Origin of the sequence: Methanolapillus millepedarum (assembly GCF_032594115.1) — an archaeon.
Classification (GTDB): domain Archaea; phylum Halobacteriota; class Methanosarcinia; order Methanosarcinales; family Methanosarcinaceae; genus Methanolapillus; species Methanolapillus millepedarum.
In genome coordinates this window covers 671773-695736 of sequence record NZ_CP131060.1, presented here as the reverse complement: position 1 = coordinate 695736, position 23964 = coordinate 671773, and the positions used below count along the sequence as shown (strand labels likewise).

The following is a 23964-nucleotide window of genomic DNA, read 5'->3' as shown; positions in this document are numbered from 1 at the left end:
AAATTAAAACCGTATAAAACCAAATAAATTTAAAAATAAAAATTAAAAATATTAAAAAATGTTTTTTTGTCAATTTCATTTATTTTTTTTGCTTTTTGAAATGAAATAAGAGGTTTAAACTGTAGATGGACCAAAATGCTACGCCCATAATTGATGCGCTCAAAAAATTCCGAGATAAAGGAATTACCTCGTATGACGTTCCCGGTCACAAAAGAGGGCGCAGAGTTTGCGATTTTCAAAAACTTGTCGGAAAAGAAGTTTATTTAATGGATGTCAATTCGCCGGTCGGCCTTGACACGTTCGCTCATCCGGTCGGCGTGATTAAAGAATCATTGGAACTGGCGGCCGAGGCTTACAAATCCGATAACGCTTTTTATATTGTGAACGGAAGCAGCAGCGGCGTTCATATCATGATTATGACGGTGTGTTATGACGGCGAAAAAATTCTCATTCCGAGAAACGCCCACAAATCCGTCACCAACGCGCTCATTTTATCAGGCGCCGTTCCGGTCTTCATGGAACCTGAAATTAACCAGGGATTCGGAATCGCAAGCGGTATTACGCTTGAGACCATCAAAAGCTATGTCGAAGACAACCCGGACGCTAAAGCCTTATTTTTGGTTTATCCGACTTATTACGGGGCGTGCAGCGACTTGGAAGCAATCATTCAATTCGCGCATTCCAAAGGCATCGTCGTGATGGTGGACCAAGCGCACGGCGCACACTTCTCTTTTTCAACGTCCCTCCCCAAATCCGCCGCCGAGCTCGGCGCCGATTTGGTGGTCGCCAGCACCCATAAAACCGGCGGCTCGCTCACGCAAAGCGCCATGCTTCTTCACAATGAAGGACTTGTAAAATACCATTCCGTCAAAAAACGCGTTCTGATGTTTCACACGACCAGCCCGAGTTATTTGCTGATGGCATCCTTAGAATCCGCCCGAAAAATGCTGGCGATCGAAGGCGAGTCAATTTTTTCAGAATTGGTGGCCGAATGCAAAAAACTGAAAAAAGAATTGAACAACCTGCCGGGGCTGATGGTGCTGGATGATAGTTCCGGCGTAAAAACAATGACGTACGACCCGACAAAAATCGTCATCAATATCACAAAGTTGGGGTTGGACGGTTTTGACGTCTATGACATTATGTTTGAAAAATACGGCATTCAATTGGAGCTGGCCGAACCGACGATTGTTCTTGCGGTCATCGGCGTCGGCGACGACAAAGAAACCGTTTGGAAGCTTTATGACGCCTTTGCGGACTTGGCGGCAACCTATTACGGCAAATACGAAATGCTTGATATACCGGAAGAAACCGTACACGTCCCGCCTCAAATCATGTCCCCCAGGCAAGCTTTTTATGCCGATAAAAAATCAATGAAATTGGAAGAAGCCATCGGCGAAGTCGCGGCCGAAGCCGTTATGATTTATCCGCCCGGCATTCCGATTTGCATTCCGGGAGAATTGATCACGCCGGAGACGGTGGAGGAAATCATCTATTGCCGCGAAAACAGCGATTGCGTCCAAAAAGACAGCCGCGAAGGAGACCGCATTTTGGTGGTCGTGCGGGAAGAGTCAGAAGAGTGATTTTTTTAAAATCATAAAAACAGTTACGTGATGCTGCCCGCCCCGTCTCAAAAAAATGAAAAGGCAAAAAGAAAAGGCAAAATGAAAAGACAAAATGAAAATAATTCAGTTTATTCCCTTTTCATTTTCGGCGGCGCCGCAAAGACATAATACTTCTGCCCGCCCTTCATTTCTTCAATAATCCGGTCGATGATATGCTTTTCCGGATCTCGAAGCGGCGGAACTCTTTTTTTCAGGTCTTCGAAATTGTCAAACGGTTTTTTCTTGGTTTCGGCCAAAATATCCAGCATCAATTTTTTACCGATGCCGGGAAGTAATTCCAAACTGTTTTGGCGCATGGAAACCGGTTGAGCGTCGTTATAGAATTTGATGAAACGCGCCTCTTGCGCTTTGACAGCGTCGGCCAAAACAAGCGGAAGTTCCAATTTAGCGCCGCGGGAAAGCTCGTCATACATAATCCGGGCTTTGACGCGATCAACGTATTCCTTTTCACCGGGGCCGATATGTGTTTTGATATGAACGGGCGGAACTTTTCCTTCCACCGGAATCAATTCAAGCAAGACGAACTTATTGTCTCCCAAAGACTGAATCAGCGGCTTTTTTTGGTAAACCGGGCGCAGATCATCTTCTTTTCCGTAAGGAAGATAATCCAAAATCCAAACCCATTCTTCACGCTCACCGCTCTCTTGCTTCGGGCGGACATGCTTCTTGTGTTCAAATGAGGACGCGGATGACGCATTCTTTCGGTCGCGGGGTAATTCGTCTGTCATGATATACACTTCCTTAAGATTCCGGTTTTGCCGGATGATGATGGATTTGTTTTTCTATTTTCAATGTCGTGGGATTCAATTTATTTTTAGCTGACTCGTTTTTAACTTGATTTTAAATTAATGTTTGCAATTATTGTTTTACCGCCGCTGTACGCATACAGAACATGCCGTCGCAAACTCATGACGATTTAAAAGATGATGAATTGGTTTATTTCTCTTATATTGCAATTGTTTGTTCGACGAAAAGCTCAATCTAAATTATAAAAATACTTTATTGTAATCATAATCCACTGGATTTAGGATGACAACATTTATTATCGGCTTCATGGAATCACAACTTTTGCAATTATTACCAAATCAGATATATTTACCATATAATTCATTCAGATATAAATAAGAGACTCATAAAGTATCAAATGGGCATTCGGTTATTTTTCCGATTCAAAGCAAATAAATAAAATAATTGAATCAAAAACAAATCAAAAATAAAATAAATCAAACAAAACAAAATAAAATAAAATAAAAATAAATCAAACAAAATAAAATAAAAATAAATCAAACAAAATAAAATAAAAATAAATCAAACAAAATAAAACAAAATAAAATCAAATAAAATAAAACCGAATAAAAATAAACAAAAACCGATCAAAAACAAAAGAAAACGCCAAATCAAAGCAAAATTAAAATATCAATCAATGAGTATTAAAAGGGAATCATGACGCGAAAAATTAAACTTTCGGATTTGGAAAAAATATTGAAAAATCTTCAATCATCCGACGCAAAGAGTATTGACGCCGACACTTTGCTGTCCGAAATGGAATCGGGTAAAATCGGAACTGGTAAGAGTGACGAAGCTCTTCTGGCCGCTCAATTGTCCAAGGCTTCAAAATCACTCGGATGTGCGATGGATGATGAACTTGAGATTTTGGCACAAAGTTCTCTTCCGATGTCACGGTTTGACGTCAAACCGTTTGATTTATTTTCCCGGCCGATTCAAGAAGTGGTTTTGGGCGCGTCTCAAAAGGAAGGCGGCAGCCGTCAAAAAACCATTACGATTGGCGGTGAGCGAACGATGCCTTACTTTTTTGACGGCAAAATGCCGCATCCCAACTGTGTGACCATGGATGTTTTTGACATGCCGGTCAGCCTGGCCAAATCCGTTCGCGAAAATTACGACGACGTCATCAACGACCCGGCCGAATGGGCGAAAAAAGTTGTCCGGGATTTTGGCGCGGACATGGTGACCATTCACTTGATTTCAACCGACCCGAACATTAAAGATACGTCCGCTAAAGACGCGGCCAAAACGGTCGAAGACGTTTTGCAGGCTGTCGATGTCCCGATTGTGATCGGCGGCAGCGGCAACCCGAAAAAGGACCCGGAAGTTTTGGAAAAAGCAGCGGAAGCAGCGGAGGGAGAACGGGTGCTGATCGCGTCCGCCAACTTAAATATGGACTACCAACGCATCGGAAACGCTGCCAAAAAGTACGGGCATGTGATTTTATCTTGGACGCAGATGGACATCAACGCGCAAAAAGAACTGAACCGGAAACTGATGCGCCAATGCGGTATTTCTCCGGACAGTTTGGTCATGGATCCGACAACCGCCGCGCTTGGTTACGGTTTGGATTACGCTTATTCCAACATGGAGCGCATTCGAATGGCGGGGCTTTCGGGAGATAAAGAACTGGCGCAGCCGCTCTCGTCCGGAACCACAAACGCCTGGGGCGCGCGCGAGGCTTGGATGATTTCATCGCCGATGCCGGACGATTCAGACTGGGGAGACCGCAAATACAGGGGGCCGATTTGGGAAATAATCACCGGGCTTTCACTGGCGTTGGCCGGAAATGATTTGTTTATGATGATGCATCCCAAAGCTGTTTCCACACTCAAGCAGATGTTGAATCTGCTGTCAAACGCTCAAAATTCGGAAAGCGTAACTAAGTATGATGATGAAAGTTATGACGCGTGGATGACGGAGGTGTATGACGTATGAGAAAAGCAAAGAGCCCGCTTGATGTTTATATGTACCTTCCGCCGGATTCCGAAAAATTATTCGGAAAATCCAAGATGGCGATGGCATCCGATTTGGTCAGCCGGAAAGTCCGGCTGCCGGAAATAAAAGAAGCGTTTTTATCTCAAAATACCCCTGAGTCTGAACGGGATTTCAAAACGTTGGAAGCGCTTTTACGGCCGACGATCTCCGAAATTCAAATCGGCGCCGGCGAGCGGACCGTCACCATCGGCGGCGACGACGTGATGTTTCGGCATACGCTTTCGTTTTACAACAAAACGCCGATTGCGGTTGATGTTTGGGACACGATGACGGACGCCGCTCTTTTGGAACGTGTTGAAAAAATCCAATCCTTTCGGAAATTTTATGTCGGGCGGTTTTTGCATCCGGATATGATTGCAGTGCGCAGCGTTTCAAATGACCCGGAAACGTTTGGAAACTGCGTCCGAACAATTCTTAAAAAATGCGATCTGCCGCTGATCTTGTGTACCAAAAATCCAACCGTGATGCGTGCCGGCCTTCTGGCGGCCGCCGGTCAACATCCGCTCATATACGCCTGCGATGTGAGAAATCGAACGGAAATGGCAGAATTAGCCCTGGAATTTGATGCGCCGCTCGTGGTTTGTTCAAACGGGAATTTGGATGAATTAAAATCACTCAGCGCCGCCCTTCAAGAAGACGGTGTGACCAAATTGGTTTTGAATCCGGGCGCCGGATGCGGCGACGATGAAATCGGGCAAACGTTTTTGAATTTTATCCGAATCCGAAAAGCGGCGTTGGATGGTGATCAAGATTTAGCTTATCCGCTGATTGCGCTTCCGATTGCGTCTTGGGAGCGAATGAAAAGCAAATGTAATTCTGCAATCCATGCCGGCCAAAACGTTGTCAGCAAAACCGATTCCGTTCCGATAGAAGATACTTTTGCGGAAGCGGCTTATTTTGAAACGATGACGGCGGCTTCTCTTGTTGTCCGATACGCCGACATTCTGATTATTCACGGTCTTTTGCCGTACGAAATGCTGCCGCTTTTGCATGTAACGGAAATGATTTATACAGACCCGAGAACACCGGCGTCGGTCGAGCCGAAGATGTACAAAATCGGAAACCCGACAGCGGAATCTCCGGTTCTTTTTACGACCAACTTTGCGCTGACGTTTTATACGGTGGAAAGCGATTTATCGTCGTCAAACGTGGATTGCTACCTGCTTTCGGCCAACACGGGCGGCTTGGGCGTGGAGGCGGCGGTTGCCGGCGGGCAATTGACGGCCGGCGTCATCAAAGCCGGATTTGACCACGCGGAATTTGATTGGGACGCAACCGCCTGCAAAACACTGATTCTGCCGGGCCTTGCGGCGCGCCTTCAAAACGACATCGAAAAAGAGATGGACATATCGACGCTTGTCGGCCCGATGGATTCCGGAAGGTTGTCCAAATGGCTGGAAGAAAATTGGCCGCCGAAAAAGTAAAACTTAAATAGATTCATTTAAGTTCAAGAATTATAATTGATTAAGAATAAAAATATGCAAACCCGCAGAAAGATCTTTTTGAACAAAAAGACGCGCAAGAGGCCGTCCCATGAATTCCGATAAAAATACCAACAAATCCGGTCCAAAAAAAGCAGTTGAAAAAAAGCGGCCGGTTCCTCAAAATTTAATCTGCCCCGAATGCGGCAAAGAAACGGACGGGCTTGTCAAGAACGTCTGTCGAGATTGTTTCTCTCAAAAGTTTAATTTATTTGAACTTCCGCTCGTGCTTCACGCGCGCGTTTGTCCGCAATGCGGCGCTCACTACTACAAAAGCAAATGGTGCGATTTTGAAAATATTGAAGAAATCATCACGTTAACCGCACAGGAAAATATGCTTTTTCATGAAGATGCTCAAAATGTTTCGATTGGCATGCATCCGCACCCGCGTTCGCCTTACATTTACGATGTGCTCGTGGACATGGAAGCGGACGTGGAAGGCATTAAACTGTATAAAGACGCCAAAACGGAAATCCGAATTAAACGGGAAGCGTGCGACATGTGCAGCCGCCGCGCCGGCGGTTATTTTGAAGGTATAATTCAAGTCCGTGCCGGAAACCGGACGCCGACCAAAGAAGAAGTCCATCAATGCCTTCAAATCATCAATGACACCATGATTCACCAATTGAAAAAAGGTGATAAGCTTGCGTTTGTCACGGATTCGATGACATTTAAAGACGGCGCCGACATTTTCATCGGATCGACCAATGCGGGGCGTCATGTTTGCAAGCGCATCATTGAACTCATGGGCGGATCTGTTTCCGAATCTTATACGCTTGCGGGTGTTAAAGACGGAAAAGAAATTTTCCGGACGACATTTGCGATGCGTCTTCCCGAATTTAAGAAAGGCGACGTGATTTATATGGACGGCAAAGTCGTTGAAGTACGCAATTGCGCCAAAAGATTGACCGGCATTAATTTGTTGGATTCAGCCACTTATTTTACGGAGAGTGAAAATTTAAAAGACGCCAAATATTTGGGAAATGTGGCCGACGCGCAAAGCGCCGTTTTGGTGGATGTTGAAGAAAACGCGATTCTGGTTCTTGACCCGGTGACATATGAAACGGTGACGATTAAGAAGCCGATTTCATTTAATGCGCTTGCCGGCGCTGAAATTATGGTATTTCGAACGCCTTACGGCATTTTTGCGCTGTGAGATTTTCATTCCATCTCTAACTATAAATATTTGAAAAACAGTTAAGGAACCTGAATTCGGATTTATGAAATTTATTTTTACTGAAAAAAATGAATATATTGCAAGTATTGTAAGATGATTGAAATCATAAGAGGCTGTGATTGATTTGATTGATTTGGATGATCCTTTAATTAACGGTTATTTGAGACGTTTGATCGGCGAGGACGGGATTACGCTCATTCGGAATATGCCGGAAGGCGAAGTGACGGACGAGGAAATTTGTAATGTTTTAAACCCGCTTAAAACGCAATCGAAAGAAGCGGACGACAAAGTCAAAAAGTTAAAAGCGGAAATTAAAGCGGCCGGTGAAAACCAGACGGATGTCAAAAAGCTTGAAAAAGAGCTGAAAAAGGCTGAAAAAGAAGCCGAAAAGGCAAAAGCTGCCGCCGCGGATGAATATGAGATTACATTAAATAATGTTCGTAAGATTTTGTTCATTTTGTATGAAAACAAATTCACGGTTTGCCGGCGTGAGCGCGACGCAAACAGCGGATGGCTGACGTTCCGGTGGCAAATCAATATGGACGGCATTGATTACCAGATTGAGCGGGAGAAGAAAAAATTATACCGCAATTTGATCAAAAGAAAAGAATATGAGGATTCCAACGTCTTTTACGTTTGCCCGCAAAATTGTCTCCGCCTTGTCTTTGACGAAGCGACGGAAACGGATTTCATTTGCCCGATTTGCGGTGAGGACTTAATTTTTGAGGACAACGAATTGTTTAAGCAGTTGCTTGACAACCGCATTGCGGAATTCGGCGAGATGCCGAAGTAATTCCGCTTTATTTTAATTTTTGACTTTTCAATTTCTGATTCTTTCTCATTTTTTCCATCATTTTTATTCCGTAAAAGTCAACAGGTGGTCAAATGATCGGGCGCAACGAAGCGATTCAAATTTTAAGAGACGAAGGCTGCGATGAGAAAGTCATTCTGCACTGCGTGACTGTTTCTGACGAAGCGGTGCGTATTGCCCAAGAAAATGTTGCCGTCGGCCGGGATGTGGACATCTGCCTGGTTGAAATCGGCGCTCTGTTGCATGATTTGGGGCGGTCAAAATCGCATGATATCGACCATGCCGTGTTGGGCGTCGAGCTTGCCAAAAAACATAATTTGGACGAAGCGGTGATCAATATTATTAAAAAGCACATCGGTGCCGGATTGACTTGCGAAGAAGCGCACAATTTAGGATTGCCCGATGATGATTATATGCCAAAGACAATTGAGGAAAAAATTGTCGCGCACGCCGACAATATTGTCAAAGGCGACAAAGTCATCACGCTGAAAAAGCGTCTCAAGATTATGAAAGAAAGAGGTTTGGATAAGGAAGCGCGAAAACGCGTCAAGGAATTGGCGTACGAAGTGGATTTTAAGTACTCGGATGATTGAGGCAAGCGGTGCGCGCGTTATCGCATTCATTTTTTGAATTATGTCTGAAAAAAAATTCCTCGCTGCGCTCGGAATTTTTCAAAGGGCGGGGGGGAGTCTGTTTCCAAAAAGTTCGCTTCGCGAACGGCTCCCTTCGGTCGCAATTTTGGTTTGCCGTGTTCTGTTTTTTGGGCGAGCGGCATGCGCGCGCGTTATCGCACCCATTTTTAAATGATATCTAAAAAAATAGACCGTATTGATTTTATTTTTAAGATTTTCAAAGGGCAGTGTAACGTTTACTGCCAAAGTTCGCTTCGCGAACGGCTCCCTTCGGTCGCTGAAAACTTTGAGAACTGTCAATTTAGAGCCAAGCAAACCGCCCCGCAAAATCAAACGCTTTGCGTTTGTATTTTGCGGATTTACACAGACAGAAACATTCCGATTGCATCTGCGATTTCCAGTTCCGATTGCATCTGCTGTTTTCAGTTCCGATTGCACCTGCGATTTCCGGTTCTGATTGCATCTGCTGTTTTCAGTCCAGATTGCACCTGCTGTTTCAGGTTCCGATTGCACCTGCTGCTTACTATTTTCGATTTGCATTTGCTACTACTGTACCCAATTCATTTCATCGGAATCCGAATAAACAGATGCGATACGCATCTGTTTATTCGGGGTGGTTTGCTTGAATTTTAAGAAAAGTGTATGGGTGATTTTTTGTTCTTCTCTATAAAACTACCCGATTATTTTTTTGGCTCAAAAAGAAAATGTGTCGCCATAACGCGCGCGGCGCCCGCCACACAAACGAAACAAAAAATGAAAAAAGGAAAGCCTCATTAAATTGAAGCTTTCAATTGGTACGGATTTTCCCGCTGCGGAGAAAGAAGTCGGTCGTAGATGAATGCCGCATTTTCCGTATTTGACGTGTTGCCGGACGCTTCCGATGAGAACAAAATGGATGACAGCGAAAGCGAATCCATGTAGTAAAGAGAAGCGTTACTCACGCCGGCCAACTCTTCAGCTTTGTCAACAGCGTTGTAGAAGTTGCCAAGGTCATCGACAAGGCCGAGTTCCATTGCGGTTTGACCGGTATACGGGCGCCCGTCCGACAAATTCTTGACGTCGGAAACGGACATATTTCTTCCGTCGGCGATGTCATTGACGAAAACCTCGTATTGCTCATCAATAATGCCTTGCATGTATACTTTTTCCTGGCTTGTGTACGGACGCCAGCTGGCGCCGATGTCTTTCATTTCGCCGCTTTTGATCACTTCCACATTGATGCCTTCTTTTTCATAAGCTTCGGAATAATCGACGTGCGTGTTGATGACGCCGATGGATCCGGTCGTGGTTCCCGAGTCGGCGTAGATGTAATCCGCCTGAGCGGAAACATAATAAGCGGCGCTGGCGGCAACGTCGCCCATGGAAACAACAACCGGCTTTCCCATCTCTTGGGCGCGGTTGATTTCTTCCACAATTTCCTGGGCGCAAGCCGGACTTCCGCCGGGGCTGTTGACCCGGAGAACAATGGCTTTGACACTTTTATCATTGGCCGCCTGCCGGATGTAGCCGCAAACCGTGTCGGAGCCGGCATAACCGGAACCGTACGGCAGCTCGCCGGTCGCCATCGTTCCATGGATATTGATGACCGCGATTTTGTTTCCGGAAAATCCGGCGGTCGACGCTGTTCCTGCATAAATAACAGCCAAGAATCCGACAACAACAACCAATACGAGAATGATCAAAATCGGATTTTTCCGCCACCAGCTTTGCTTTTCAGGCGGTTTGGACACGGGCGCCGGCGGAACAGGCGCCGGCGGAACAGGCGCCGCTTTTTTGACGGCAACCGGCGTTGACACATGCGTCTGCGGGGGGTGAGATCTTGACAGGTCTGAAGATGAATCTTCCGCGTTTTTTATTTCCGACCCGTAACTGTAATACGGACGGTAGCCGGACCCGGACGGGTACGGCTTAGGTTTTTGAGTATCTTGATTCAAAAAACTCCTCCGGGAAATATTTCCGAAAAAATAATAGAACATAAATTACAACTATTTATTTAAATATTTTTATAAAAACATTTATTCTTACTAAACGTATTCTCCAAATAACCCTTCTTAAATTGAAATCTTTTGTTATAAATTTATGCCGCTCTTTCTGTCCTTTTTCATTGAGTTTCATATTCTTCCTGAAATTTCGTTTTTTGCTTCGCCACACAAAATTTTATTATTTAAGAAAAACATCATTTGTCATCTCACTATTAGACATTCAGGATGATTTCATGACACAAAACAAACCCATGATTGTGACGTGCGGCCTCCCGTACGCGAACGGAATGGCACACATCGGTCACTTGCGCACTTATATTCCGGCGGACATTTACGTCCGCTCCCAACGCAAACGAGGACGAGACGTCGTCTTTATTTGCGGCTCCGACACGCACGGAACGCCGGTGGTCGTCAACGCCGAGCAGGAAAAAATGACGCCCAAAGAACTTGTGACCATTTATCACGACCATTTTTTGAATATCTTTACGAAAATGGGCGTTCATTTCGACGCGTTCGGGACGACCGACGATGTTGAAAACCACAACCGGACAAAAGACATCGTTCAAAAATTAATGGACAACGGCTACGTTTATCCGAAAACCATTGAAATCGCTTACTGCCCATCTTGCGACCGCTTCTTACCGGACCGGTACGTTGAGGGAACTTGCCCGCACTGTTCCGCGATTGCCCGCGGCGACGAATGCGACCAAGGATGCGGAAAACCATTGGAACCGGGTGAACTCATTGCGCCCCGCTGCACAGTCTGTAAAAATCCGGCGGAATACAAAAAGCAAGAGCATTATTTTTTCAAGCTGACGGAATTTGATTCCTTCCTCAAAGAATATTTGGAAACACTTCGAGGAACCGACAACGCTGTCAATTACGCTAAAGGGTGGGTCACGCAAGGGCTGGAAGACTGGTGCATCACCCGAAATTTGGATTGGGGTGTATCTTTCCCCGGAAAAGAAGATTTGGTCGTCTACGTTTGGGTAGACGCGCCGATCGGTTACATCGCCTTTACCGAAGAGTGGGCCAAAAAAACCGGACAGCCGGATGCCTGGAAAAAATTCTGGCAAAACGCGTCCGCCAAATCCGGCGCCGTTTCCAATACGGACTCCGACATCGTTCACTTCATCGGCGGAGATATTGTCTACCACCACTGTATTTTTTGGCCGGCCATGCTCAAAGGTTCCGGCTATTCGCTTCCGACCGACGTTGTCGCGTCCGGCATGGTTAAAATCGAAGACCGTAAATTTTCAAAAAGCCGGGGTTATGTGGTTTGGGTCGGCGACGATTACTTAAAGCACGGATTTCACCCGGACCTTCTCCGCTACTACTTGTCCAGCTACACGTCCCACACCAAAGAGCTCAACTATTCCTGGAAAATGCTGCAGGAAAAAATCAATGCGGAGCTTGTCGCCGTTCTCGGGAATTTATTCTACCGGACGCTTCTTTTCGCGTATAAAAACTTCGGTGAGGTTCCGGACGGAACGGTCAACCTGGAAATTTTGGACAAAATTAGAGATATAACCACCGCTTCCGTTGCCGCTTTGGAGGAGTACGAATTCAAAAAATACACGGACACGGTGATGGAACTTGCTTCTTACGCCAACACGTACTTCCAGTCCAACGAACCGTGGGCACTCATCAAAACCGACAAAGAAAAATGCGGCAACGTCGTCTACAACTGTTTGCAGTTGGTCAAAGCGGTTGCCGTTTTGTTTGAGCCGGTCGCGCCCGCTAAAATGCAGGAAGCATGGACACAACTCGGATTTTCAGGCGAAATCTCGGAAACAGGGTATGATGAAGCGCTTGTTCCGTTGGTTCCCCGAACAAAACTGACGCAACCGGCCATTTTGTTTGAAAAATTGGAAGATGACAAAATTGCCGAAATGGAACAAATCGCCAATGACCGTGTGACGGCCGCGCTTGAAAAGGCCGGTCTTAAGCGGGAAGAAAAAACAACCGTCAAAGACGAAAAGAAAAAAGACAATAAAGCTGACAGCAAAAAAGACAATAAAACGGATGCCAAAACCGACAAAGAAAACAAAAAGGACGGGAACAAAAAAATGGACACCCATGATGCAGGAACAGAAGCCATTGTCGAAATCTCCATTGACGATTTCTTCAAAACACAAATCAAAGTCGGAAAGATTCTTTCCGCCGAAACGATTGAAAAATCAACCAAATTGTACAAAATCATGGTGGACGTCGGGGAAGAATCGCCGCGCCAAATCGTTTCCGGAATCCGCGCTTATTATGAAATCGATCAGTTGGTCGGCAAAAAAGTATGTGTTGTCATGAACTTAAAACCGGCAAAACTTTGCGGTGTTCAGTCGCAGGGAATGATTCTCGCGGCGGACGATGGCGACGGAAAAGTATCTCTGTTGACGCCGGACCAGGATTTAAAACCGGGATCTGATGTGTGCTAAATTGAAAAAAGGAACTTTGAGATTATTCAATCTTATTTCAACCGTGGAACGCGTTATCCCTCGGTTAATACAATAAATTTTTTGTTGATTAATTTTCAGAGTTTATTCCTTTTTCTGATTCAACTTTTTTGTTTTTATTTCCGGCAGATAATTTTTTTCTGATACAACCTTTTCACCGGTTTCTTTTTCAAGAGCTTCTCGGGCATTGCCGGCAATTTTTCCGCCTTGTTTTGCCGACTCTTTATTCGCTTTGAATCCGTTCGGATTTTTTGTTTTGATAATAGCTGTCGTCGAAGCTTCTCCAAGCATTGAAAAGACAAGCTCCAAATCGGTCATGTGGTCTCTTAAGTTTTGATTTTTCAGGCCCTTAATTTCCTTATGTTCTGACGGTGTCAGATCAAAGGTGGCTTTTGAAATCTCGGCTGTTAAAATCGCATAATTTCTCTTTTCTTGAACACCGTGTTTTTCCCATTCATCTGTGAGTTCTTCTCGAATCGCGATGCTTCGCATACGCTTTTCAATCCAATCTTCTGGATACCCTTTTAATTGATACAACGTACGCGCTCTTTCTACGGCCAGTTCAGGATTTTCAATTTCTTCCAGCCGTTCGGAACCGACTCGAGCCAACCAAAGCTTAAATGGTTCTGCTTTGGGGGAGGGGATGGATTGAATAATGCGCAAAAGTCCCTGGGTATCCGCGGCTTGTATTTTTCGAATTTTGCCATCGGATGCCCTCATTTCAATCAGGGTACAAATTGTACCCCAGTTGATTTTAAGTTGTTCATTTCGGCTCAGCATGCGTTTAATGTATTGTTTGACATCTGTACTCTCTGTCAATAATTCGACAACGTCTTGGACAGAGAAATACCACTTTTCTTCAATGTCATTCCAAACAACTCTCACTTGCTTATTCTCAAAAAGTTTAATGCTGCTCATGCCTTTTGCTTTGATTATATTCTTAATAAATCTTTTTAAATTGCTTTGAATAATATTGAATCTGATTAAATACTTAATAACGAATAAATATTATTGAGTAAAAAAATTCGATTCGATAATTATTTGTTTTTCAAAAACTCATCGATTTCTTTGGCCGCCTTTTTCCCGGCCCCCATCGCCGAAATGACGGTTGCCGCGCCGGTCACGACGTCGCCGCCTGCAAACACATTCGGTTTGGTGGTTTGCAGTTGATCGTTGACGACAACCGTTCCGTATTTTGTTTGGTCGACACCGCTTGCGCCCCGGTAAATCAAGGGATTCGGCGATGTTCCAATCGCGATAATCACCACGTCCGCATCAATCAAGAACTCGGAACCTTTGACCGGAACCGGACTTCTCCGCCCGGACGCGTCAGGTTCGCCCAGTTCCATTTTTATACATTCAACCGCTTTGACGTCAAACTTGCGGTTTTGCGGGGTTCCGTCACCGTAATCGCCGATAATTTTGGTCGGATTGGACAGGAAACAAAAGTCGATGCCTTCGTGTTTGGCGTGTTCGATTTCTTCCCGGCGCGCCGGAAGTTCGGTGTCGCTTCTTCGGTAAACGATGGTCACTTTGTCGGCGCCCAAGCGCAAAGCCGAACGCGCGGCGTCCATCGCGACATTGCCGCCGCCCACCACAACCACGCGCTTTCCTTTCTTAATCATCGTGTTTGAGCCTTCCTGATACGCTTTCATCAGGTTGACGCGCGTTAAAAATTCGTTCGCGGAATAAACACCGTTTAAATTTTCGCCTTCAATGCCCATGAAGTTCGGAAGGCCGGCGCCGGTTCCCAAAAAGACGGCGTCGTATTCGTCGGCGATCTCATCCAACGTTTTAATCCGGCCGACCACATAATCTGTTTTTAAAGTAACGCCCAAATCTAAAACATCGTTGATTTCATTCGCCACGATGTCTTTCGGAAGACGGAAACTTGGGATGCCGTAGGTTAAAACACCGCCCGGCAGGTGAAGCGATTCCATCATCGTTACATCGTACCCCATTTTCGCCAAATCGGCTGCCGCCGTCAGTCCGGCCGGCCCGGAACCGATAACCGCCACTTTCTTTTTGGTCGGCGCTGCTTTGCAGCCGGAAGATTTATCGGATCCGTCTCCGATTTTGCAGCTTTTGCCGGATTTTCGGACATCGTCAGCTGCATAGCGTTCCAATCGGCCGATCGCAATCGGCTCTCCCTTCTTCCCGAGAACGCATAGTTCTTCACATTGTGTTTCCTGGGGACACACCCGCCCGCAAATCGCGGGAAGCAAATTCGTCTCAAAAATCTTTTCCGCCGCCTCTTCCGTCTTGCCTTCGGCAATGAATTTGATAAACGCCGGAATATTGATGTTGACCGGACAGCCTTCCACACAACGCGGAACCCGGCATTGAATGCAGCGGGACGCCTCCGCCATCGCTTGTTCTTTGGAATAGCCGAGCGCCACCTCGTCAAAATTGTTTTTCCGAACCGTTGCCGGCTGCTCGGGCATTCCCATGCGGCCGGCTTTGTTCGGTTTTTTCGCTTCCACCATAAATTTCATCCTGTTTTAATCGTCAAACTGAAAGTAAAATAATATTGAAAGTAAATTGTAAATGTAAAAATCAATCTCAAATTTCCAATCTTTTAAAGTTTAGAACAAATGCCGCCTTCGCATTCTTCATCATATTTTTTAGAGGCTTCCGTTTCTTCTTTTTTGTAAATCATCAGCCGGTTCATCACGGTGTCAAAATCGACCAGCCGTCCGTCAAATTCGGGACCGTCAACGCACGCGAATTTCGGAACGCTGCCCACCATCACACGGCAGCCGCCGCACATGCCGGTGCCGTCCACCATCATGGAGTTGATGCTGACAATAATTTCCACATCCGGATATGCCGCCATCATGTTGGTCGCGACTTTCATCAGAATCGGCGGACCGATGACAACCACCCGTCCGATTTTGGGACCGTTGTATTCGCCGGCGCGTTCTTTGTCCAAAAGTTGCTTGACAACGTCGGTCACAAAACCGTGGTGACCTTTGGAACCATCATCAGTCGTCACATAAAATTCGTCGCTTTCTTCTTCAAATTCCTTTTCCATCATCAGAAGCCCTTTATTTCGGGCGCCGATGATTGAAATCACTCGGTTTCCGGCTTCCTTATAAGCTCGGATTTGCGGATAAATCGGCGCGATACCGACGCCGCCGCCGACTAAAATGACCGTTCCGATTTTTTTAACGTCCGCCGGCGTTCCGAGCGGACCCGTAAAATCAGCGATATTGTCGCCGGGTATCAGTTTCGTTAACTGTTTGGTTCCCTTCCCAAGCGCCTGAACCGCCATGGTGATTGTCCCGGTTTTTGAATCAAAGTCCGCGATGGTGAGCGGAATTCTTTCGCTGTCCGCAAAAGTCCGGACCATCACAAACTGGCCGGCTTTGGCAGCTTTTGCGACGTCCGGCGCGTCAATGACCATTTTAAAGACGCCGGTCGCCAACTCTTCTTTTTCTAAAATTTTAAAAGGCATTTTTCATCACGACTGAATATATAAATCCGATAAATTATAAATCCGATAAATCTGACAAATTTAAAATTATGATTTCTACTCTGTTAATTTGGTTTTTGATTTTGTTGAAATGATGGATAAAAACGTGTCTAAACTTAAGTCATGCGTTAAATAAGTTACCGATTTTTTGGTTTTTTTCGAATTTGTTTGTCGTTCTATATATATCTCATCTGTCAAAAATCGACGAAACCCTGTCCAAGCCAAAACGTATAAATACGACAAATATGTTTGTAGGTTCTACTTCAGAACAGATACAATCACCATTCGGGGCCCATAGCTCAGCCAGGAAGAGCGACTGGCTTTTAACCAGTCGGCCTAGGGTTCAAATCCCTATGGGCCCGCCATTTTTTTGACATGTTTGACACGCAAGATGGAATCCTCGCGAATTTTTTAAAAATTGATAAAAGATTTGATACAAAAATTACGCATTCGTCTTTAAAACATGTACAATAAACCATTTTTCCGGGAGGAGAACGATTTGACAAAGTTTAAACTGCTTGATCATGAATCGGTCCCGCATCATGAGATCATTGACGACGACGAGGTGGCCGAATTGCTTTTGAAATATTCCATTGAAAAAGAGCAGTTGCCCAAAATCCGTGTGGATGACCCGATCGTCAACGAAATCGGGGCTAAGTTAGGCGACGTCGTCAAAATTACCAGAAAAAGCCAAACGGCGACGGAGGCTCTGTACTACCGCCTTGTCATCGATGTCATCGAATAAACAATCACAACCAAAGCTGTCAATCAAATCCGCTCACACACCAAAAATCGCGTTTGCTTCCCTTTTTGAAACGTTCTGAAGATGTTTTTAAAAAGCAACACGTTTTTGACGCGTTTTGCGTTTTGAAAGACCGGTTTTGACTCGTTTTTGTTAAGCGATTCCATTTGATATTTTCAAAATTTTGAACTCATTCGGACACAAAATGATTGCCTTTCATAAGACAACGCCTCAGATCTACGAATCGGCAGCCGATTACGGTGCCGCGTTACAGAGAGTTGAAAAAGTTCATCAATCTTTTTTATCGAAATGCATCTTGCTCCGAAAAACAAAAAACGAACCGATTTTTACGGCATTCAAAACGCAATCTTTCAAAAAAACGCCGTCCAAATATTATTCGACACCAGGTCCGATTCGGACATCCGGGCAACTCGCGGCAAAACACACACGCACATCTGCCCCAGAACTCAGGTTATCATGATTGTAAATCCTGAACAAAATTTTCAATCAACACGATCACGTTTATCAAATCAATTGATAAAAATTAATTCAAAAAACATTTGTATCGACATTGAACAATCGTCCGAAGCTTTGAAAAAAGGCTTGGGAAGACTATCTAAAAATCAAAGAAGGTGCTAACTATTACATTAGATACGCGTACCTTGGCGAAATATTATTTCACCCAGGAGAAAATCGTCCAGCATCATATCGATTCTTTTAACAAGTTCTTAGACACGGGACTTCAAAAGATCATCGATGAGCAGAAAATTATTGAAACCGATATTGAAGGAACCTACCTCAAGCTCGGCAAAATCCGTGTGGAAACACCGGTCGTCAAAGAAGCCGACGGCGCGATTGAGCCGCTTTATCCGAATGAAGCGCGTCTGCGCAACTTGTCTTATTCCGCGCCTCTTTACCTGCAAATGACCGTGATTAAAGACGGCATTGAAAACTACGATGAGCCGACCGAGGCAAACATCGGACAACTGCCGATCATGCTCAAGTCCAAAGTTTGCAACTTAATCGGGATGAGCGACGAAGAAAAAATCAAACACGGCGAAGACCCGTTGGACTGCGGCGGATACTTTATCGTCGGCGGTACCGAGCGCGTCGTGATGACGCTTGAAGACTTGGCGCCGAACAAAATTTTGACCGAATATGGCGAGCGCTACGGCGACAAAATCGAAGTGGCAAAAGTCTTCTCCCAAAAGAAAGGATACCGCGCTTTGGTCGTTGTCGAACGCGGCCGCAAGTCTCTTTTGGAAGTGTCTTTCCCGTCCATCACCGGACGCCTCAATTTTATCACATTGATTCGCGCTCTCGGCATTGTCACCGACCAAGATATCGTGACCGCCGTTTCAAACGACCCTGAAATCGTGAAATTCATGCTTGAAAACTTGGACGAAGCGGAAGTGGACACGATGCAAGCCGCGATTGAAAAAATCGGTATCCGTGTCGCTGCCGGACAAGCCCGGGAATATCAAATCAAGCGCGCGAATTACGTTTTGGACCGCTACCTCCTTCCGCACCTGGGAGACCGGCCCGAGGACCGTATTTCAAAGGCCAACTTCTTGGCCCGAATGGCCGAATCCTGTTTTGAACTGGCGTTGGGCAAAAGAAACGAAGACGACAAAGACCACTACTCAAACAAACGGTTGAAACTGGCCGGCGACTTGATGGAAGACCTTTTCCGTGTCTCTTTTAACCGCCTGTCCCGCGACATTAAATATCAGCTGGAACGTGCCAACATGCGTAACCGCGAATTAAACGTGGCAACGATTGTCCGCGCTGACGTTCTGACTGACCGGCTCCAGCACCCGCTGGCCACCGGAAACTGGGTCGGCGGACGGACAGGAGTTTCCCAGCTGCTGGACCGCAACGACCACATTTCCACTCTATCCCACTTACGCCGTGTGATTTCTCCGCTTTCCCGCGCTCAGCCTCACTTCGAGGCCCGTGACTTGCATCCGACCCAGTGGGGACGGCTGTGCCCGTCGGAAACGCCGGAAGGACCCAACTGCGGTCTCGTGAAAAACTTTGCCGAAATGGTGGAGCTGTCAACCGGAACCGACGACGTTGAACCCATCAAGCAGATGCTTTACAGTTTGGGCGTTGAGAAATTCCAATTCATCCAGCCGGAAATTGTAGCGGTCAAATACGATGACCGTGAAAAGGAAGAATTTGAAAGCGAATTTGAAGAAAAAGCCGGCGCTAAAAAACCGGAAGACTTTACCGATGATGACCATGGTTCCGGCGGATCCCGTCCGGCCGACGACGTCGATGACTTCTTGGGCGGCATGGATTACGATGGGGGAATGGACGAATGATGAAAGCAAAGATATTTTTAGACGGCGAATTGATCGGAACGCATGAAGATCCCGAAGCGCTCGTGTCCAACATTCGAGACGCCCGGCGCGAAGGACGTTGTTCCAAACAAGTCAACGTCGCCTATTTGGAACACACCAAAGAAGTGATTATTTCAACCGACATCGGACGTGCCCGAAGACCGCTCCTGGTAATCGAAAACGGAAAGCCGCTTGTCACCAACGAACACGTGGAAAAATTAAGAAACGGCGAGTTGACCTTTGATGATTTAATCGACATGGGATTTGTCGAATACTTGGACGCCGAGGAAGAAGAAAACACCTACATCGCCCTTCGGGAACGGGATTTAACGCCCAAACATTCCCACATGGAACTGTCGCCCGACTTGATTTTGGGTATTTGTACCGGCATGATTCCGTATCCGGAACACAACGCCGCTCCGAGATGTACAATGGGCGCCGCGATGATTAAACAGTGTATCGGTGTTTCTTCCGCCAACCACAAACTTCGTCCCGACACCCGCGCCAACATTCTCCACTATCCGCAAAAAGCGATGACCTACACGCAAACGTGCGAATCCATCGGATTTGACGAACGGCCGGCCGGCCAAAACTTCGTGGTCGCTATTTTGTCTTACGAAGGCTACAACATTGAAGACGCGCTTGTGTTCAACAGAGGGTCCATTGAGCGCGGTCTCGGGCGCAGCCACTTCCTCCGAACGTTTGAAGGCGAAGAACGCCGTTATCCGGGCGGACAGGAAGACAAGTTTGAAATTCCGGACTCGGAATACCGCGGCGCCCGAAGCGCTGAAGCATATGCGGAACTCGATGAAGACGGTCTTGTGAACCCGGAAACTTACGCCGCGCCAAACGCCGTTTTAATCGGAAAAACAAGCCCGCCGAGATTTTTGGAAGAAAACGCGGGTCTTGACGCCGGATTCGGACATCAGCGCCGTGAAAGTTCGGTGACGATGCGTTCCAATGAAAAAGGTGTCGTTGACACCGTTATTCTGACAGAATCCATCAACGGAACCCGGCTTGCGAAAGTGAAAGTGCGTGACGAAAGAATCCCCGACATCGGCGACAAATTCGCGTCCCGTCACGGTCAGAAAGGGGTGATCGGCCTGAAAGTCAACATTGCCGACATGCCGTTTACGGAATCGGGCCTCACACCCGATTTGATGATTAATCCTCACGCTATCCCGTCCCGTATGACGGTCGGACACGTTCTGGAAATGATTGGCGGAAAAGTCGGTTCAATTGAAGGACGCCGGATTGACGCCACCGCTTTTGCGGCGGCCGAGGGCGGCGACAATGAGGATAAACTCCGAAAATCGTTGGCAGCTCATGGATTCGCTCACACCGGGAAAGAAATCTTTTACGACGGCGTGACCGGAAAAATGATTCCGGCCGATGTGTTCGTCGGCGTTATTTTGTACCAGAAGCTGCACCACATGGTCACTTCCAAAATGCACGCCCGGTCCCGCGGTCCGGTTCAAGTGCTCACCCGCCAGCCGACGGAAGGACGCGCCCGTGAAGGCGGTCTGCGTTTCGGAGAAATGGAGCGCGACGTTTTGGTCGGCCACGGTGCCGCCATGTGTTTGAAGGAGCGCTTATTGGAAGAGTCCGACAAGGATGAAGAATTCGTGTGCAGCAACTGCGGTATGATTGCGACGTTTGACAAACAAAGAAATCTCGCGGTCTGTCCGAACTGCGGTGCGGACACCGATATTTACCTGGTCGAAATGAGTTACTCGTTTAAGCTGTTGCTCGACGAAATTAAATCTCTCGGCGTTGCCCCGAGATTACAACTTGAGGATGCGGTATAATGATTCCGACGAAAAGAGTTTTACAGATTCCGAAAAGAATCTCCGCGATTAAATTCGGTTTGCTTTCTCCCAAAGAAATCCGGGCGATGAGCGCAACCAACGTGATTACCGCCGACACGTATGATGAGGACGGTTTTCCGATTGAGATGGGATTGATGGACACCCGCCTTGGTGTGATTGACCCGGGACTCAAATGCAAAACCTGCCACTCAAAGGCAGGCGAATGTCCGGGACACTTCGGCCACATTGAATTGGTCGTTCCGGTGATTCACGTCGGTTTTAACAAGACGATTCGAAAACTTCTCCGGTCCGTCTGCTGCAAATGCAGCCGTCTCCTCCTGGAAGAAAATAAAAAGGACGATTATTTGGCGTACCTGAAATCCTTGCAGGAAATCGGACACATGCCGGATGACTTGATCAATGAGGTTTACAAAGAAGCCAGCAAAGTCAAAGAATGTCCGTACTGCGGCGCCGAGCAAAGCGAAATCAAATTCGAAAAGCCGACCGAGTACATCGAAAACGGCGAGCGTTTGACGCCGACCGAAATCCGCGACCGCTTCGAAAACATTCCGGACGAAGACATTCGTGTGATCGGCATGGATCCTGAAAACGCCCGGCCGGAATGGATGATTCTGACTGTTCTTCCGGTTCCGCCGGTAACGGTCCGTCCGTCGATTACACTGGAGTCCGGACAGCGCAGTGAAGACGACTTGACGCACAAGTTGGTTGACATCATCCGAATCAATCAGCGATTCCAGGAAAACAGAGACGCCGGAGCTCCGCAGTTGATTATTGAGGACTTATGGGAACTGCTCCAGTACCACGTGACCACGTTCTTTGACAATTCGGTTTCCGGAATTCCGCCGGCCCGCCACAGATCCGGTCGGCCTTTAAAGACGCTTTCCCAGCGTTTGAAAGGAAAAGAAGGCCGTTTCAGAGGCAGTTTGTCCGGTAAGCGTGTCAACTTCTCCGCCCGTACGGTTATTTCGCCGGACCCGGATTTGAGCATTAACGAAGTGGGTGTTCCGCTGGCGATTGCCTTGATTTTGACCATTCCGGAACACGTAACGGAAAGAAACATTGAGTTCTTAAAAGAACACATCCGCCGCGGGCAGGACAACTATCCGGGCGCGAATTACGTGATTCGTTCCGACGGCGGCCGTATTAAGATTACGGACATCAACGCCGAAGATTTGTGCGAGAAGCTGGAGTTCGGATGGATTGTCGAACGCCATCTGCGCGACAACGACGTCGTCCTCTTTAACCGTCAGCCGTCTCTTCACAAAATGAGTATTATGGCGCACAGCGTGAAAGTTTTGGACGGAAAAACATTCCGTATGAACCCGGCGGTTTGCCCGCCGTATAACGCCGACTTTGACGGCGACGAAATGAACATGCACGTTCTTCAAACCGAAGAAGCGCGCGCCGAAGCGAAAATTTTGCTTCAGGTTCAGGAAAACATTTTGTCCCCGCGTTTCGGCGGCCCGATTGTCGGCGGTATCCACGACCACATTTCGGGAATGTTCCTCTTGACCCGAAAAGACAATCCGGTGACAAGCCGCATCAACAAAGACGATGCGCTTGACTTGCTCCGAAAAACGGATATTCGCGAACTTCCGGCGCCGGCCGGCGCGGATGAAGCCGGAAATCCGTACTGGACCGGAAAACAGATTTTCAGCCAGATTTTGCCGGACGGGCTCAATGTGTCCTTCTCCTCGGAAGTCGGAACGAAAGACGTTGAGGAAGACAAGAAAAATGACGCCTATGTCGTTATTGAAGACGGCGAACTTCTCACGGGAACCATTGACGAAATGGCGATGGGTGCCTTTAAAGGAAAGATTCTGGACACGATTATTAAAGAATACGGAACCACCCGCGGCGCTCAGTTCGTTGACGACGTGACCAAATTGGCGATTCGCGCGGTCATGAGAACAGGTCTCAGTTTCGGTATTGCCGATGAAGATATTCCGACGGAAGCCAAAGCTCAAATCACCATGGCGTTGTCAACGGCCGAGCAGTCCGTTCAGGATTTGATCCGGGCGTATGAGGCCGAAGAACTTGAACCGCTTCCGGGAAGAACATTGGATGAAACGATTGAAATGAGAATCATGCAAGAGCTTGGTAAAGCCCGTGACAAGTCCGGAAAGATTGCGGACGCGCACATGGGTCTTGAAAATCCGGCGGCGATGATGGCGCGCTCAGGCGCTCGTGGTTCTATTTTGAACATTACGCAGATGGCGGCTTGTGTCGGCCAGCAGGCGGTTCGTGGCGCCAGAATCAACAGAGGTTACCGTGAACGGACGCTTCCGCACTTTGAACGCAAAGACTTGGGTGCCCCTGCACACGGGTTCGTGAAATCCAGTTATAAGAGCGGTCTTAACCCGACTGAATATTTCTTCCACGCCATCGGCGGTCGTGAAGGATTGGTCGACACGGCCGTCCGTACGTCTCAGTCCGGTTATCTCCAGCGGCGGCTTGTGAACGCGCTTCAGGACCTTGAGGTTCAGCACGACTGGACCGTCCGGGACACGCGCGGCGTGATTGTTCAGTTTGTGTACGGTGAAGACGGTATTGACCCGACGAAAAGCGACTTCTCAAAACCGGAAGCCGTTCACCGTATCTTCCGCACGGTCACCAAAAAGGAGGTCTGAG

The 23964-nt window shown here is 47.0% G+C and carries 18 protein-coding genes, 1 tRNA gene and 1 pseudogene; 14 read left to right on the top strand and 6 right to left on the bottom strand.

From position 1 onward, the window contains the following. The first annotated feature begins 125 nt into the window (after positions 1-125). Positions 126-1583, top strand: coding sequence for an aminotransferase class I/II-fold pyridoxal phosphate-dependent enzyme (locus MsAc7_RS03305; RefSeq protein WP_338103168.1), 1458 nt, complete (start codon positions 126-128; stop codon positions 1581-1583). A 110-nt stretch (positions 1584-1693) separates the two neighbouring features. On the opposite strand, the gene MsAc7_RS03300 is transcribed toward MsAc7_RS03305, so the two are convergent. Further along, positions 1694-2353 carry a DUF655 domain-containing protein gene (locus MsAc7_RS03300; RefSeq protein ID WP_338103167.1) on the bottom strand — a complete coding sequence of 220 codons (660 nt, stop codon included), beginning with the start codon at positions 2351-2353 and terminating at the stop codon, positions 1694-1696. Between the two features lie 715 nt (positions 2354-3068). Here MsAc7_RS03300 and cdhD point away from each other — a divergent pair. The 6 genes and pseudogenes from cdhD to MsAc7_RS03270 all read left to right on the top strand — a co-directional run bounded on the left by cdhD (position 3069) and on the right by MsAc7_RS03270 (position 8471). Then, positions 3069-4349, top strand: coding sequence for a CO dehydrogenase/acetyl-CoA synthase subunit delta (gene cdhD / locus MsAc7_RS03295; RefSeq protein ID WP_338103166.1), 1281 nt, complete (start codon positions 3069-3071; stop codon positions 4347-4349). Next, positions 4346-5833, top strand: a complete 1488-nt coding sequence (acsC, locus tag MsAc7_RS03290; protein WP_338103165.1) for an acetyl-CoA decarbonylase/synthase complex subunit gamma — start codon at positions 4346-4348, stop codon at positions 5831-5833. Before cdhD ends, acsC begins: the two co-directional genes overlap by 4 nt. Positions 5834-5942: 109 nt before the next feature. Beyond that, positions 5943-7046 carry a 60S ribosomal export protein NMD3 gene (locus MsAc7_RS03285; RefSeq protein WP_338103164.1) on the top strand — a complete coding sequence of 368 codons (1104 nt, stop codon included), beginning with the start codon at positions 5943-5945 and terminating at the stop codon, positions 7044-7046. 145 nt (positions 7047-7191) lie between these two features. Next, positions 7192-7305, top strand: a pseudogene (locus MsAc7_RS03280) (transcription factor); the annotation flags it as partial. A gap of 72 nt (positions 7306-7377) precedes the next feature. Continuing rightward, entirely contained in the window at positions 7378-7860 is a 483-nt protein-coding gene (locus MsAc7_RS03275; protein WP_420847464.1) for a transcription factor, read from the top strand. 92 nt (positions 7861-7952) lie between these two features. Beyond that, the gene (locus MsAc7_RS03270) at positions 7953-8471 is read left to right on the top strand and encodes an HDIG domain-containing metalloprotein (RefSeq protein WP_338103163.1); all 519 of its coding nucleotides are present in this window, start codon (positions 7953-7955) and stop codon (positions 8469-8471) included. 78 nt (positions 8472-8549) lie between these two features. Here MsAc7_RS03270 and MsAc7_RS03265 read toward each other — a convergent pair whose 3' ends face one another. Together MsAc7_RS03265 and sppA are read right to left on the bottom strand one after the other, a co-directional pair. Continuing rightward, positions 8550-9050 (bottom strand): hypothetical protein, encoded by a 501-nt coding sequence (locus MsAc7_RS03265; protein WP_338103162.1) that lies wholly within the window; start codon positions 9048-9050, stop codon positions 8550-8552. Positions 9051-9283: 233 nt separating this feature from the next. Next, positions 9284-10444, bottom strand: a complete 1161-nt coding sequence (sppA, locus tag MsAc7_RS03260; protein ID WP_338103161.1) for a signal peptide peptidase SppA — start codon at positions 10442-10444, stop codon at positions 9284-9286. Between the two features lie 281 nt (positions 10445-10725). On the opposite strand from sppA, the gene metG reads away from it, so the two are divergent. Then, positions 10726-12924, top strand: coding sequence for a methionine--tRNA ligase (gene metG, locus MsAc7_RS03255; protein ID WP_338103160.1), 2199 nt, complete (start codon positions 10726-10728; stop codon positions 12922-12924). A gap of 102 nt (positions 12925-13026) precedes the next feature. Here metG and MsAc7_RS03250 read toward each other — a convergent pair whose 3' ends face one another. The 3 genes from MsAc7_RS03250 to MsAc7_RS03240 form a co-directional block, all read right to left on the bottom strand. Next, complete coding sequence (locus MsAc7_RS03250) at positions 13027-13860, bottom strand: BRO-N domain-containing protein (protein WP_338103159.1); 834 nt, start codon at positions 13858-13860, stop codon at positions 13027-13029. Between the two features lie 119 nt (positions 13861-13979). Beyond that, positions 13980-15428, bottom strand: coding sequence for an NADPH-dependent glutamate synthase (gene gltA, locus MsAc7_RS03245; RefSeq protein WP_338103158.1), 1449 nt, complete (start codon positions 15426-15428; stop codon positions 13980-13982). Between the two features lie 92 nt (positions 15429-15520). Beyond that, complete coding sequence (locus MsAc7_RS03240; RefSeq protein ID WP_338103157.1) at positions 15521-16399, bottom strand: sulfide/dihydroorotate dehydrogenase-like FAD/NAD-binding protein; 879 nt, start codon at positions 16397-16399, stop codon at positions 15521-15523. A gap of 306 nt (positions 16400-16705) precedes the next feature. On the opposite strand from MsAc7_RS03240, the gene MsAc7_RS03235 reads away from it, so the two are divergent. From MsAc7_RS03235 to MsAc7_RS03210, 6 genes are all read left to right on the top strand, one after another. After that, positions 16706-16782 (top strand) — tRNA-Lys (locus tag MsAc7_RS03235). A gap of 134 nt (positions 16783-16916) precedes the next feature. Continuing rightward, complete coding sequence (locus MsAc7_RS03230) at positions 16917-17162, top strand: DNA-directed RNA polymerase subunit H (protein WP_338103156.1); 246 nt, start codon at positions 16917-16919, stop codon at positions 17160-17162. Between the two features lie 202 nt (positions 17163-17364). Beyond that, entirely contained in the window at positions 17365-17640 is a 276-nt protein-coding gene (locus MsAc7_RS03225) for a hypothetical protein (protein WP_338103155.1), read from the top strand. 181 nt (positions 17641-17821) lie between these two features. Continuing rightward, positions 17822-19486, top strand: coding sequence for a DNA-directed RNA polymerase subunit B'' (locus tag MsAc7_RS03220; RefSeq protein WP_338103154.1), 1665 nt, complete (start codon positions 17822-17824; stop codon positions 19484-19486). After that, positions 19483-21312, top strand: a complete 1830-nt coding sequence (gene rpoB / locus MsAc7_RS03215; RefSeq protein WP_338103153.1) for a DNA-directed RNA polymerase subunit B — start codon at positions 19483-19485, stop codon at positions 21310-21312. Before MsAc7_RS03220 ends, rpoB begins: the two co-directional genes overlap by 4 nt. Further along, positions 21312-23963 (top strand): DNA-directed RNA polymerase subunit A', encoded by a 2652-nt coding sequence (locus MsAc7_RS03210; RefSeq protein WP_338103152.1) that lies wholly within the window; start codon positions 21312-21314, stop codon positions 23961-23963. Before rpoB ends, MsAc7_RS03210 begins: the two co-directional genes overlap by 1 nt. The last annotated feature ends 1 nt before the right edge of the window (position 23964 follow it).